The organism is Lacrimispora sp. (genome assembly GCF_032078915.1).
In the GTDB taxonomy this organism is placed as follows: Bacteria; Bacillota; Clostridia; order Lachnospirales; family Lachnospiraceae; genus Lacrimispora.
The window spans coordinates 25,110-37,902 of record NZ_DAMAUN010000057.1 but is presented as its reverse complement, the minus strand read 5'-3'; the positions used below and the strand labels follow the sequence as shown (position 1 = coordinate 37,902).

Annotated in this window: 16 protein-coding genes; 3 read left to right on the top strand and 13 right to left on the bottom strand. The window is 44.5% G+C overall.

All coding sequences use genetic code 11. The features are described 5' to 3' along the window. The 7 genes from RT269_RS19995 to RT269_RS19965 form a co-directional block, all read right to left on the bottom strand. A partial coding sequence (locus RT269_RS19995; protein WP_313185232.1) for a sigma-70 family RNA polymerase sigma factor occupies positions 1-259 on the bottom strand: 259 nt, incomplete at its 3' end. A 5-nt stretch (positions 260-264) separates the two neighbouring features. Beyond that, positions 265-699: an anti-sigma F factor gene (gene spoIIAB / locus RT269_RS19990; protein ID WP_313185230.1), complete on the bottom strand. Its 435-nt coding sequence runs from the start codon at positions 697-699 to the stop codon at positions 265-267. 10 nt (positions 700-709) lie between these two features. Continuing rightward, entirely contained in the window at positions 710-1,051 is a 342-nt protein-coding gene (locus RT269_RS19985) for an STAS domain-containing protein (protein WP_025232427.1), read from the bottom strand. A 232-nt stretch (positions 1,052-1,283) separates the two neighbouring features. After that, positions 1,284-2,600, bottom strand: coding sequence for a tetratricopeptide repeat protein (locus RT269_RS19980; protein WP_313185229.1), 1,317 nt, complete (start codon positions 2,598-2,600; stop codon positions 1,284-1,286). Positions 2,601-2,611: 11 nt separating this feature from the next. Next, positions 2,612-2,752: a hypothetical protein gene (locus tag RT269_RS19975; protein ID WP_166433171.1), complete on the bottom strand. Its 141-nt coding sequence runs from the start codon at positions 2,750-2,752 to the stop codon at positions 2,612-2,614. Beyond that, positions 2,745-4,070, bottom strand: a complete 1,326-nt coding sequence (locus RT269_RS19970; RefSeq protein ID WP_313185241.1) for a bifunctional folylpolyglutamate synthase/dihydrofolate synthase — start codon at positions 4,068-4,070, stop codon at positions 2,745-2,747. The genes RT269_RS19975 and RT269_RS19970 overlap by 8 nt, the downstream gene beginning before the upstream one ends. A gap of 315 nt (positions 4,071-4,385) precedes the next feature. Then, positions 4,386-4,769 carry a RidA family protein gene (locus tag RT269_RS19965; RefSeq protein ID WP_313185227.1) on the bottom strand — a complete coding sequence of 128 codons (384 nt, stop codon included), beginning with the start codon at positions 4,767-4,769 and terminating at the stop codon, positions 4,386-4,388. Positions 4,770-5,034: 265 nt separating this feature from the next. On the opposite strand from RT269_RS19965, the gene RT269_RS19960 reads away from it, so the two are divergent. Next, entirely contained in the window at positions 5,035-5,655 is a 621-nt protein-coding gene (locus RT269_RS19960; RefSeq protein ID WP_313185225.1) for a DUF1836 domain-containing protein, read from the top strand. A 49-nt stretch (positions 5,656-5,704) separates the two neighbouring features. On the opposite strand, the gene RT269_RS19955 is transcribed toward RT269_RS19960, so the two are convergent. Together RT269_RS19955 and RT269_RS19950 are read right to left on the bottom strand one after the other, a co-directional pair. Beyond that, positions 5,705-6,007 carry a YerC/YecD family TrpR-related protein gene (locus tag RT269_RS19955; RefSeq protein WP_025232421.1) on the bottom strand — a complete coding sequence of 101 codons (303 nt, stop codon included), beginning with the start codon at positions 6,005-6,007 and terminating at the stop codon, positions 5,705-5,707. A gap of 85 nt (positions 6,008-6,092) precedes the next feature. Continuing rightward, positions 6,093-6,902, bottom strand: a complete 810-nt coding sequence (locus tag RT269_RS19950; RefSeq protein ID WP_313185223.1) for a Cof-type HAD-IIB family hydrolase — start codon at positions 6,900-6,902, stop codon at positions 6,093-6,095. 155 nt (positions 6,903-7,057) lie between these two features. Between RT269_RS19950 and RT269_RS19945 the strand changes: the two genes are divergently transcribed. Both RT269_RS19945 and RT269_RS19940 read left to right on the top strand, forming a co-directional pair. Beyond that, positions 7,058-7,189, top strand: coding sequence for a hypothetical protein (locus tag RT269_RS19945; protein ID WP_313185222.1), 132 nt, complete (start codon positions 7,058-7,060; stop codon positions 7,187-7,189). 78 nt (positions 7,190-7,267) lie between these two features. Next, positions 7,268-8,275, top strand: coding sequence for an ABC transporter substrate-binding protein (locus RT269_RS19940; protein WP_313185220.1), 1,008 nt, complete (start codon positions 7,268-7,270; stop codon positions 8,273-8,275). A gap of 170 nt (positions 8,276-8,445) precedes the next feature. Here the strand turns inward: RT269_RS19940 and RT269_RS19935 are convergent, their stop codons facing one another. The 4 genes from RT269_RS19935 to RT269_RS19920 all read right to left on the bottom strand — a co-directional run. Next, positions 8,446-10,317: a sialate O-acetylesterase gene (locus tag RT269_RS19935; protein ID WP_313185218.1), complete on the bottom strand. Its 1,872-nt coding sequence runs from the start codon at positions 10,315-10,317 to the stop codon at positions 8,446-8,448. Then, positions 10,314-11,198 (bottom strand): carbohydrate ABC transporter permease, encoded by an 885-nt coding sequence (locus tag RT269_RS19930; protein WP_313185217.1) that lies wholly within the window; start codon positions 11,196-11,198, stop codon positions 10,314-10,316. Before RT269_RS19930 ends, RT269_RS19935 begins: the two co-directional genes overlap by 4 nt. A gap of 1 nt (position 11,199) precedes the next feature. After that, positions 11,200-12,021, bottom strand: coding sequence for a carbohydrate ABC transporter permease (locus tag RT269_RS19925; RefSeq protein ID WP_310579774.1), 822 nt, complete (start codon positions 12,019-12,021; stop codon positions 11,200-11,202). Positions 12,022-12,253: 232 nt separating this feature from the next. Next, positions 12,254-12,793: extracellular solute-binding protein (locus tag RT269_RS19920; protein ID WP_313185215.1), on the bottom strand; the 540-nt coding region annotated here is incomplete at its 5' end.

The following is a 12,793-nucleotide window of genomic DNA, read 5'->3' as shown; positions in this document are numbered from 1 at the left end:
TTAAAAAGCGTTTGATCTCTCCCGTTATCATGGGCACCGCATAAGTGGAAAATTTCACCTCATAGGATAAGTCAAATTTATCAATGGCTTTCATTAAGCCAATGCTGCCGATTTGAAACAAATCCTCAGGTTCATAACCACGCCCTGTAAATCTGCGTACAATGCTCCAAACCAGCCCGAAATTGTCGGTCACAAGCTGATCCCTTGCCGCTTTATCTCCTTCGTGAGCCATTTCTATCAATCTCATGGTCTCATCCATAAGGTTCACCCGTTAATCTTCTTAGTCATGGTTACGGCAGTACCCTCTAAAGGAGCCGACTTTACTTCCACCTGATCCATAAACGCTTCCATAAAGGAAAATCCCATGCCTGACCGTTCTCCATCCGGATCTGTGGTGTACATAGGCTCCATGGCCAGCTTGATATCGGGGATACCGATACCCGTATCTCTGACGGTTACGGCAATTTCCTGGCCGTCAATCTCCACTTCCAGGTAAATGATTCCTCCCTTCCCCTGATATCCATGGATGACTGCATTTGTAACTGCCTCCGACACGGCTGTTTTCACATCATCCACCTCTTCCAGGGTGGGGTTCAACCTTGCCATAAAAACTGCCACTGCCACTCTGGCAAATTCTTCGTTCTTTGACAGGGCTTCCAATTCCATTTTCAGAATTTCTGGTTTATTCTGTTCTGACATACGTTCCTCCTCAACCTGTGACTGCTGCTTCCTTAGAGTCATATAATTTCATTAATTTTAATATCCCCCCTATTTTAAGAATGCGGAGAGCCTGGGGGCCTGCACCGTAGATGGCTATGGTCCCCCCGCTTAAAGCCATCTGCTTATACCTGTTCAGCAAAATACCAATTCCCGAGGAATCCATGAACCTGGTCCTTGAAAAGTCAAAAACAATGCGCCTGATATAGTTCTCGGAAAGGATTAAATCGGTTTCGTATTTAAGCCCTGAACAGTTATGATGATCCAACTCCTCCGGCAGATGGACGATCAGTGTCTGCCCCTCTGCTTCATATGTAAAGTATGGTTGATTCATATGCAATACTCCTCCATTCCTTATTGTCTGCCCGTAATACCAAAAAGAGTACCACCCGGCCGCCGGAAACGTACCGGGAAAATGAAAAAAAGACACCACAAAAAAAATTGCTCTTCTGTAGTGTCTTTCATTTGCTAAAAAAACAAAGGAAGTTCGATTCACTTTCGTTCATCGAACGACTAATTTACTAAGCTTAAGCTGCACTTTGCCTGCCTTCACTAAGTAAATTATGTCAAAAACCTCGCTCTGATTTCGCCTTAGCAGATAGTTCTTCATCTTTGCTGTTATTTATAATGTCGGAGAACAGCCCGTTGGCCTGCTCCTTCTGGTCCATTCCCTTATAGATGACTGCCGCCTTGAATTTAGCCTGCCAGCTGGCTGGTTTTAAATCAAGACATTTTAAGTAATAAGCAAGTGCAGTCTGGGCATCGCCTGCCTCCATCGCCTTGTCCCCAAGGCCTTCTAAAACCGGACAGCCATTCTCTGCCATATCCTTTCTTATCTCACCTACGATTGTCTGGACATCTGCGGAAGCGATGAGATCCGGGTTAAGCCCGGCATAAATCCGCACCGCAGCCGGAAAATCATCCTTCTTATAAGCCTGAAGGATCCCGATCACGGCCTGATACTGGGCCAGAACACTGTCTGAATCACTGGTGAGAGAGGCCAAGGAAGCCTCTGCCGTCTTTTTTTCTGCTTCTATGGATTCCAGCTGTGCCGTAAGACCGTCTGCTTTTTGGTTGGCCTGGCTTAACTGCTCACTGTATTTCAGCATCTCCTGATTATGGATCTCATTTATGGATTTTGTATTTGCCGGCATTACCAGAAAAAAGACCACTGCAGCCCCAAGCAAAAGCCCTGCAAGAATATTCCATACCGCCTGATCCTTGGTATTCTCCCGATAGCTTGGTGGGATGATCACATCGTCATCTTCCATCTGCCTGTGGGAAAGCACATTTTTCAGCTTTCTTTTTTCCGGCTCCCGCTCACTTTTTCCACTTCCGGCCGTATCCTTGACTAAGGACTTGTAGTAAAGCGCCTTTGGATGATTGCGGTCGATCTGCAACACCTTGTAAACGGCTTTGCCAGCCTTCTGATAATCCTCTCTGGCTATGCATAGGAGTGCCAGCAAAAGCTGGGCCTTTACATAGTTAGGCTTGCTTTCCACAACCTTATTGAGCTGCAGGATCGCCAGATCCTCACTGCCGCTTTGGGCATAAATCAGAGCCTGGTTGAATCTTCTCACGGCACGCCGCTCCGTCTCCATGATGCCTGATTTTCTCTGTATCTCACCGAGGTAGTTATCCGCCTGGTTTCCTTCTGGTTGGAAGTTCATGCTGATTACCCATTGAACAAGAGCTTCGCCCACTTCTCCGACCTCATAATAGATCAGACCCAGAAGGTTCCTTGCATCTGTCATATACTTGTTAAAATGGAGGCTTTTTTTCAGGCATTCGGAAGCTCCTGACAAGTCCCTGAGCTTTGCCCGTTCCAGCCCCATGTTGTAATAGCTGTTTGCGATTACCCGGGTTTTTCTTTCATAATCCATATTTTAACCGCCTATTCCTTGTTGATTTCTTTTATAAGATCCATCATTAAGTCATTCATATCCGTCAAATCACTTCTAACAATGGCATCTTCAATGGCATCAACCTCCAGGCTTGGCCTGTAACTGTTAATCTCAGCTTCAAAATCAATCATATCCATTCCTCCTTAATACCGCTTTTATCTCCCCCATCAGGTAAAGTGAACCCACACAAAACAGCAGATGCCCTTCATCCCTTTTATGAAGCATGTATAAAACCGCCTCTTCCACTGTCTGAAATCCTTCCACACCGCAGCCGCAGGCACTTTGAAACTCTTTAAGCAGGACCTCCGTTTCCAGTCCTCTTTCTGAATGAATATGAGCCACCGCCACTTGATCAAGCGGCAGCACACCTGCAATCTCCTTTATCATTTTATCATGATCCTTATCGGATACTGACGAAAACAAAAGATCAGCCCGCTTCTCCCCTGCCTCACAAAGGCCTGCCGCAGCCTTTAAAAAGGCCTTAATTCCGCCTGGATTATGGGCTCCGTCCAGATATACTCCCGGCAGCACTTCTTCCATTCTTCCCGGCCAGTACATGTGAGCGATTCCTTCCTTTATCTGCGGCCGGGTGATCTCTAGGTCCATGACCTCCTTAAGCCCTGCCGCCTCAAGAGCCTTAAACGCAAGGAAGGCATTCATCACCTGATATTCAGCTACGGTCGGAACAGTAACTTCAATAAAATCGCCTTCCGTTTTATAAAATCTGGCTTTGCAGCCCTGTTCTTCATATCCGGTTATCTCATATCCCTGCCTGTCCACTTCACAGAAAGGGGAACCTAGCCCCTCTGCCCTGCTGCGGATGACCTGGGAAGCCTGTCCATCGTTTCCATCAAAGACGACTGTCACACCTTTTTTTATAATTCCAGCCTTTTCCCATGCAATTTTTTCAATCGTATCTCCCAGATATTCTGTATGATCCAGGCTGATGGAGGTAATCACCGATACCAGGGGAGACTTAATAACATTGGTCGTGTCCAGCCTTCCTCCAAGGCCGGTTTCCAAAATTACAATATCCACTTCTGTCTTATGGAACATGTCCATTGCCATATAAAACAGAAACTCAAAATAAGACGGATGGCAATATCCTTTTTCCATCATATTCTCTGAAAGCATTCGGACGGTCTCATAGCTTTCTTCAAAAACCTGTTCCGATACCATCTCTCCGTTTATACAGAAACGTTCCCTGGTTTCAATCAGATGAGGGGAGGTAAAGGTCCCCACACTGCAGCCTGCTTTCCTTAAAATAGACTGTAAAAATGCACATACCGACCCTTTTCCATTGGTACCTGCCACATGAAAAATTTTCATCCCTTCATCCGGTTCCCCCATCTCACAGAGGAACTTCCGGATATCTTCCAGAGAATTTTTCTTTCTGGTCCACATAGGAATCCGGCCCAGATATTCTTCTGCCGTTTCGTCAATCTTCATCGTTAGAGTACCAGCTTCCATATGAATTTCAGACCTGATTTTCATGATGAACGCAAGCCTTAGGGGGCTTTCATTCAGAAAACCGGCAGTCCGATAGCCATAAAAAAATCGGACTTTCTAATTTATTATAATATATGTCCGTCAATATGCAACCCATTTCTTTCGCAAAAAGCCCTTTATTTCTACAACTGCCCTTTTCATATGCCTTATGTTTACAGAAATACAAAAAGAGAGCAAAGCCCTCTGAAACACTTTTAAGCATCTCAAAGGATCCTGCTCCCTGCATTCGTTTCTTTCAATCAATTCCCGGAAAGACTATTTACCGCAATATGCGATGGCTTCGATTTCAACCAGAGCGTTCTTAGGAAGAGCTGCCACTTCAAATGCGGCTCTTGCCGGGCATTCTCCTTCAAAGAAGGAAGCATAAACTTCGTTCATTGCTCCAAACTCACTGATATTCTTTAACAAAACGGTTGTCTTAACCACGTTAGCCATGGATAAGCCTTCGCTTTCCAGAATGGACTTGATGTTTGTCAATGACTGCTTTGTCTGGGATACGATATCCTCACCTGCAAATTCACCGGTAGCAGGGTCAATAGGAAGCTGTCCTGATATAAATACGTAATCGCCCCCGCGTACGCCCTGAGAATATGGGCCGATTGCTGCCGGCGCTTTTTCTGTTGCTAATACTTTTTTCATAATGATGAGTCTCCTTTCGTTCGTTCATTTCTCTGATAATTCTAGATTAGCACACATTCCACAAAAGTCAAGAATCTTTTTCAGGTATTCTTAAAAAAATTTAGTCCTTTAAACCCTTTTCCCCCTTGTCATCTGGTATTGAATACTATATAATATGATATGATAAAGGGATCATCCCTCATGTGCAGCAGCAGGCGTACAGAAGGTCGGCGCCCTGCAGCTATGCCTTTATGCCTAAAGTTATGGGCAGGAAAGAGGAAAACATATGAAGACCAACGACGAAAGAATGCAGGACATCCTGAAGCATCTGGAATCCTTAGACCATATCAGGCCGGAAACCATTCCAAATATTGATCTGTACATGGATCAGGTCACCACCTTCATGGATGAGCATTTAAAAGATACCAAACGCTATCCGGAGGACAAGGTCCTGACCAAGACCATGATCAATAATTATGCCAAGAACAATTTACTTCCGGCTCCTAATAAAAAGAAATATTCCAGAGAACACATTCTGCTGCTTATATTTATATATTACTTTAAAAATCTGCTCTCTTTTCATGATATCGAGCAGCTCTTTAAGCCTATTACGGAAAAGCACTTTAATTCTTCGGAAGGGATTCCTCTGGAGGATATCTACCGGGAAATTTTCTCCCAGGTAGAAGGCGGAATCGACCATATCAAGGAGGATATCCTTCATAAATACGAGCACGCCGGTAAAACCTTTGAAGGCAAAGGGCTCCAGAAAGATGACCTGGAATATCTCCACCTCTTTTCCTGGATCTGTGAGCTTTCCTTTGATGTGTACTTAAAGAAGCAGATCATCGAGCAGATCATTGATGATTTAAGAGAAACCGAGCCCATAAACATAAAAAAGAAAAAATGACAGATGAAAACAGGGGCAAGAATCGGTACCCGGCTTGTCCCTGTTTTTATCAATCTTCTCTCTTTTCTTCTTCCAAACGCTTAAACACCATATCATATCCATCGTTTCCATAATTTAAGGAGCGGTTCACACGACTGATGGTCGCAGTGGACGCCCCCGTCTTTTCCGCGATCTCCAGATAAGTACGGCCCTCTCTTAACATCTTTGCTACCTCATATCTTTGGGATAAGCTTAACAGCTCATTGACTGTGCACACATCCTCAAAAAAAGTATAGCATTCCTCTGACGACTTCAAGGTTAGAATAGCTTCAAACAGATGGTCTACCGCATCTGTCTTAATCTTTTTATTCATAATATCGTTCAATCCCCTTTTTCTTGTTTTTGCCCTTAGTAGCATTTTAACATACTAAAGTTGTAAAGTCCACCCTTCGCGGACATCATGAAAGCATAAATTTTTCTATAACATGAGCCACTCCGTCATCATTATTGGAAAGGGTCACATAATCAGATGCCTTCTTCACCGGGAGAACCGCATTCTCCATCGCAACACCAAGGCCTGCATACTGGATCATGGACAAATCATTGTAACCGTCTCCGCAGGCAATCATCTCATCCTTGCTCATGCCAAGCTTTAAAAGCAGACGTTCCAGACTTGCCGCCTTGTCCACTCCTTTCGGGAGTATCTCCAAAAAATAGGGTTCTGAACGGTAAACGCTGTAATCCCGCCCTAAGGCCGCCTTTACCTTTGGCTCTACCATTGCAAGATAGTCGCCTTCATCAAGCATCATGAATTTAACAACCGGAAACTGTACATAAGCCTCCATATCCTGGATTTCTTTTACTTCCAGCTTGTTGATGGCTGCTTCCTTTTCTACATATTCATCCCTGGCATTGGGAGTGACGATCATATCATCCTCATAGGTAAGAATGTTCACTCCATGGTCCTCTGCCATGCGGATAATCCTGGAATTTGAGGACACCGGCAATTCCCTCGCAAAAACCGTTTCTCCAGTTCTGCAGTCAATGATGCGCCCTCCGTTAAAGGACAGGATGTATCCTCCTGACTTATGAAGCTCCAATTCCTTGGCAAGGGGCATCACCCCGTAAGTGGGCCGTCCGGAAGCCAGTACAATAATACCGCCCTGTCGTTTTAATTCAAAAAGCGCCTCTTTGGTCCTGGGTGTGATCTCCTTATTCCGATTAGTCAGCGTCCCATCCAAATCCAGCACAATCATCCGATAGTCCATTGAATTTCTCCTGTTTTGTAAATTTTACTATAGCAGTATAACACAGTTTCTCTTCTTATTCCATCCTAAAATACAGAAATATATAAATGGCCGGAACCGCAGCCTGGCCCCCCTCATACAATGCCAATAGGAGATACTAGGAAAGGGAGAATGATATGAAAAAGGCAATCGCTTTACTCCTGGTTGCATTCATGCTGGCTGCCTCCCTGACAAGCTGCAGAATCTCGGCCAGAAAACATATTAGACCGCTTTTTTATCAGGTTACCGGCACGGTCACGGTATTATAAAAAAATTTCATAAGACAAAGTACCTTCCCATATTCTCATAATAAAATGTAGTATTAAGATTTCCCTAAGGAGGATTTTATGAGAAAAGCCTATCACTTTTTTCTGGCGGCCATACTCACCGGAGCTTCTTTACTTAGCCTGACTGCCTGCGGCCCAAAAGCTAAGGCATCTGAATTAACTCCGGTCACACTAAATGAAGTTGCCCATTCTATCTTCTACGCTCCCCAGTATTCAGCCATTGAACTGGGATATTTTGAAGATGAAGGCATTAACTTAACCTTAGTCAACGGAGCCGGCGCCGACAAGGTTATGACTGCTCTGATATCAGGCGATGCCGATATCGGATTTATGGGTTCTGAGGCCAGCATCTATACTTACGCCAACGGTTCGAAAGACTATGCTGTCAACTTCGCCCAACTGACCCAGAGAGCCGGAAACTTTCTTGTAGGAAGAGACAATCAGCCTAATTTTAAATGGACGGATCTTAAAGGCAAAAAGGTACTTGGAGGAAGAGCCGGAGGAATGCCGCAGATGGTATTTGAGTATATCCTGAAAAAAAATGGCATTGACCCTGTAACGGACTTATCCATTGACCAGAGTATAAACTTTGGCCTGACTGCTGCGGCATTTACCAGCAATGACGCAGACTATACCGTGGAATTTGAACCATTTGCCACAGGGCTTGAAAAAGAAGGCAGCGGACACGTTGTAGCTTCTCTTGGCGTTGATTCCGGTTATATTCCTTACACTGCTTACAGTGCAAAGAAAAGCTATCTAGAAAAGAATCCGGAAACCATCCAGAAATTCACCAATGCAATCCAAAGAGGCCTGGAATATGTGAACTCCCATTCATCGGAAGAAATTGCAAAGGTGATCCAGCCCCAGTTCAAAGAAACCGACGTGGCGACGATTGCAACCATTATTGAACGGTATAAAGCACAGGATACCTGGAAAAAGGATACGATTTTTGCAAAAGACAGCTTTGAGCTTCTGGAAAACATCCTGGAGGAATCCGGACAATTGACAGAACGGGTTCCTTATGAGGAACTTGTGACCACGGTTTATTCTGAGAAGGCCGCAAAATAAATTCCACCCTTTTTAAACGAATCTGGTGATATAACAAAATATACAGGGCCGCCTCCGCAGCGGTCCTGTATATTTTATACCTATAAACAAATAGCGTTCAAAACGCAATATTGGAGCAGGATTCAAAAGAATCCCACCCCAACGATGGATTCAGCATTCCTGCCGTCCAGTCAGACGATCGCTGCCTCAAACGGCGATACCGGCAGTCCCGGAACTACGTACAGATTCGCATTCCCCGGATTATTTGACCATGCATAGCGTACTCCGGTAACTGTCTTTCCTTTTTGGACATTCAAAATAACCGTCCCTCCCTGGGTCCGGACATCTATGCAATCTGAGATCCATTCGCTTGATATGCAGACTTCAAACCCGCCCGGTTTACCGTCTGATACAGTGAATCCACTCTCCCCATGATCAAAGTGAAGTATGATCTCATCACCCTTTCTTTCCGCATGGGAGAATACAGGGGACAGCCACTCTCCCGGCTCATGGTATGCAATCTCATACGCCGCCATAGCCATTCTCTCCCCCACTGTCTTCTTATCTGTTGGATGCAGGTCATTATATTCGCCGCAATCGATGGTAACCACCATAGCACTGTTTGGAAGCTTTGCAAGGCTCTGCTGCATATTTCGAAAACGTACCCAGTTTCCTGCATCTTCAAGATCATAATTCGGTAACTGGACGTAAATAACAGGAAACTTTCCCATATGCCATTTTCGTCTGTAATCCTCAATCATACGCTCAAAATACTGAGGATAGGAACGATCGTCGTCTGCATTGCTCTCTCCCTGATACCAGCACATACCGCAGATAGGAAAATCATGAAGAGGCGCTATCATAGACTGGTACATGCCCATGGGCTTTCTCTCAAAAAAGACAGGCGGAATAAGAGCTTTCGCATATGCGCCTCTCTTATACTTCCAGCCTTCAGAAATAGACAACGTCTCTCCTGTTTCAAAAATTATTTGATGAGACTTCCCTTTGGTGAAGTCCATCCCCCCGGACACCGCGATCACACGTATGGTAATCTCATGATCCCCTTCGGTAAGGCCCTCCAAATGATATTCCCTGGGCGGGTACCGGTATGTGGTATTTCCGATGCACTGCCCGTCAACGTAAGTGCAGTCCGCATCTTTGATGGTCCCAAGGGAGAGACGAAGCGGCTTGCCTGAATGCTCAGGCGGGATCGTCACAGTCTTTTTAAACCAGGCAGAGCCTGGTTTTTCAAAATCTTCATTTGCATGGAAATCATCGGTAAGGCTGACCGTTTTCCATGTATCCTGGAAACCGGCATTCAGCCAATCTTCTAAAATCCCCGCATCCGCCTCATCTAATTTCTTATACCACGAGGAAGCCCTCTCCTCATCTTCTTTTTGTATATTCCTGACATATTCATCTGATCTGCATTCGTCAGCCGCCTTTGCTTTACCGGAAAAAACCGCGAGCGCTTTTCTGCTCATCCATGCCTCTATAGGCGTGCCGCCCACTGCAGTAAGTATAAGACCAATTGGTACCGGATATCTTTCCCGTAATTTTTCCGCAAAGAAGTATCCTGCGGCTGAAAAATAAGAGGCACACTCCAAAGAATAACGTTCCCATTTCCCTCCCGACAGTTCGTCTGCAGGAGCTTTGAAATCCCACTTGACCGGGACAGTGAACTGCCGGATAAGCGGATCACCGTCTTCACGATACTCCGTCGGAAAACGATACCTTACCCTATGCATAGGCAGCTGCATATTCGACTGACCGGACATAAGCCAGACATCTCCTATATAGATATCGGAAAATTCTTTTCTCTCACCTGCGCATGTAACGGAAATAGAATAGGGCCCCCCTGCCTGCATGGGCATAAACAAAAGCTTCCAGTTTCCGTCTTCATCCGTCAAGGTCTCTTCTATAAATTCGGCACCCTCATCTTCCTTTGAGAACATAGCCTCTACCCGCACTCCCGCATCTGCCGTACCTCTTACGGGTATAAACTCATTTCTCTGCAAAACCGCATGATCTGAGATGTATGGGGTTACACAAAAGCTGCTCATCCTTTTACTCCGGAACTGGTCACTCCCTCTACAAAATACTTCTGGCAGCAGAAGAACAGGATCAGTGCAGGAAGCAGAGCCAGGAACGACATCGCCAGGATCTGGTTCCATTCCACAATACCGCTGCTTTGATCGATCGACATCTTAAGAGCCAGTGACACGGGATATTTCGCAAGGCTCGTCACATAGATCAGGGGGCCTAAGAAATCATTGAAACTCCATACGAACTGAAAGATGGTGCAGCTTATCAGTGCCGGTTTCAATGCAGGGAGCAGTATCATCGTCAAAATTCCAAATGAGTTGCAGCCGTCTATCGTCGCCGCCTCATCTAAATACGTCGGTATGGAACGCATAAACTGGATCAGCATAAATACGAAGAACGGTTCATTGGCAAATACGGTTGGTGCTACCAAAGGTACATAGGTATTTAAAAGTCCAAGGTTTTTCCATAAAATATACAGCGGTATCCTGGTTACGACTGACGGTAAAAACATTGTCGCCATAAGTATGGAGAAACATATCCGTTTTAACGGAAAATTGAATCTGGCAAATCCATACGCCACCAGTGTACTTGATATCAGGCAAAACAATATTTTAGGTATCACAAAACTGAATGTGTTTAAGAAAAACGTGGTAAACGTAAATTTCGTTCTTGTTTTCCAGCCATTGATATAAGGTGTAAAGTCTATTTTGCTCGGTATGAAATTTATTGACGTAAATATCTCATTGTTCGTCTTAAATGTAGCTCCCATAAGCCAGATGATGGGATAAATCATAACCAGGGCCACTACTGTAAGTAAGGTATATCTGATAGCAGCATTAATTATGTTCTTTCTTCTTCTGCGTCTTTCGACTTCGCTGATCAAAATTGTCCGTGCCATGTTATTCCCCCTTATCCGAATAAAATACCCAGCGATCCTGGGTAGCAAATAACACTACCGTAACAGATACGATGATGAGAAACAGTACCCAGCTGGCAGCGCTTGCATAACCCATATTGAAAAGCTGGAAAGCATTGTCATATATGAACATAGAGGTAAGGTAAGTAGAATTTAAAGGGCCTTTCTTCGTAATAAGGTAAGGTCCGTTGAATTCCTGGAACGCGTTGACCAGCTGCATGACCAAATTGAAGAAAATTGTGGGTGTGATCAATGGAATCGTGATCTTAAAAAACGAATAAGATTTCGTAGCTCCGTCCACACTTGCAGCCTCGTAGAGATCCTGAGGCACATCTTTAAGAGCCGCCAGGAATATCAGCATGGCGGAACCGAACTGCCAGACTTTTAAAAGGACAATAACAGCCATAGCTCCGGATGCGGAAGACAGCCATTTTACAGGGCTCACGCCGAATATACCAAGAAAATGGTTAACAAATCCATCTTGCTGGAATAAAAAACGCCATAATACGGCAACCGCCACGTTTCCGCCCAGAAGGGAGGGAACATAGTATGCCGTCCGGTAGAAATTAATAGCCTTTAATTTAAAATTCAGGATAAACGCAATAAAAAGTGCAAATGCAAGCTGCAAAGGCACTGTAATTACTGTATATTTCAGTGTCTGCCTCAGCGTGCCTAAAAAGTCTTTATCTTTAAATAGCTTTGCATAGTTGGCAAATCCTATGAAATTGGGTTCTCTGACCAGGTTGTAATCCGTAAAGCTGATAAAAAGTGCATTAATAAACGGATACAACGTAAGAAAAACCATTCCAATTATCCAGGGGAGAATATACAAAAGCCCGATCTTGCTGTTTTTCAAAAAAATTCCTCCTAGCTAATAATGATATAGCCACTAAGAGCTATATAGTTAATAAGTTCCTATATCAGATTTGACGTTTTTCGGCCGCCGAAGGCGGTGAAAGGATCCAGCTTATATAGGTGAATCCTTCACCTGCTTTCCGGCAGACTGACAATAAGGAATCAGACAGCTTTTTCTCTATTTATTTCCCGTATTCTGCTTTCAGCTTTGCAACCTGAGCGGATGCTTCATCAAAGAATGCCTGAGCCGCTTCATCTACGGTACTTGCGCCCAATTCATATTTCTCATAATTGCTCTCAAAGGAACTTGTAAATACGGCATCTTCAAAGATAGGGGAGTTGTTGATAACTTCTGCTTCATCTGTGAAATCATAAGCCTGCTTTACGGCTCCTGTAATCTGTCCGTCAGCTTCAAGTGTGGCTTTTGCAGATTTAGATGCTACCATACCTCTCTTTGAACCCATAAGCTTGGTGCCTTCCGGATCATTTAAGATATACTGCAGGAATTCTGCCGCTTCTTTTGGGTTTTTGGAGTTCTTTGAGATTGCAAATGTCAGTGACGGTTTTGCCATGGTACCTTTAAATACCGCTCCGTCAATCATTGGAAGGGGTGCTACGATAAGTTCGTCTCCTTTATCTGCAAGTGTCTGTGCATTTGAAGCGATTCCGCCTGTCCACTCAAGTACTCCCAAATATCCGCCGTCAATGAATTTTGCATTCTG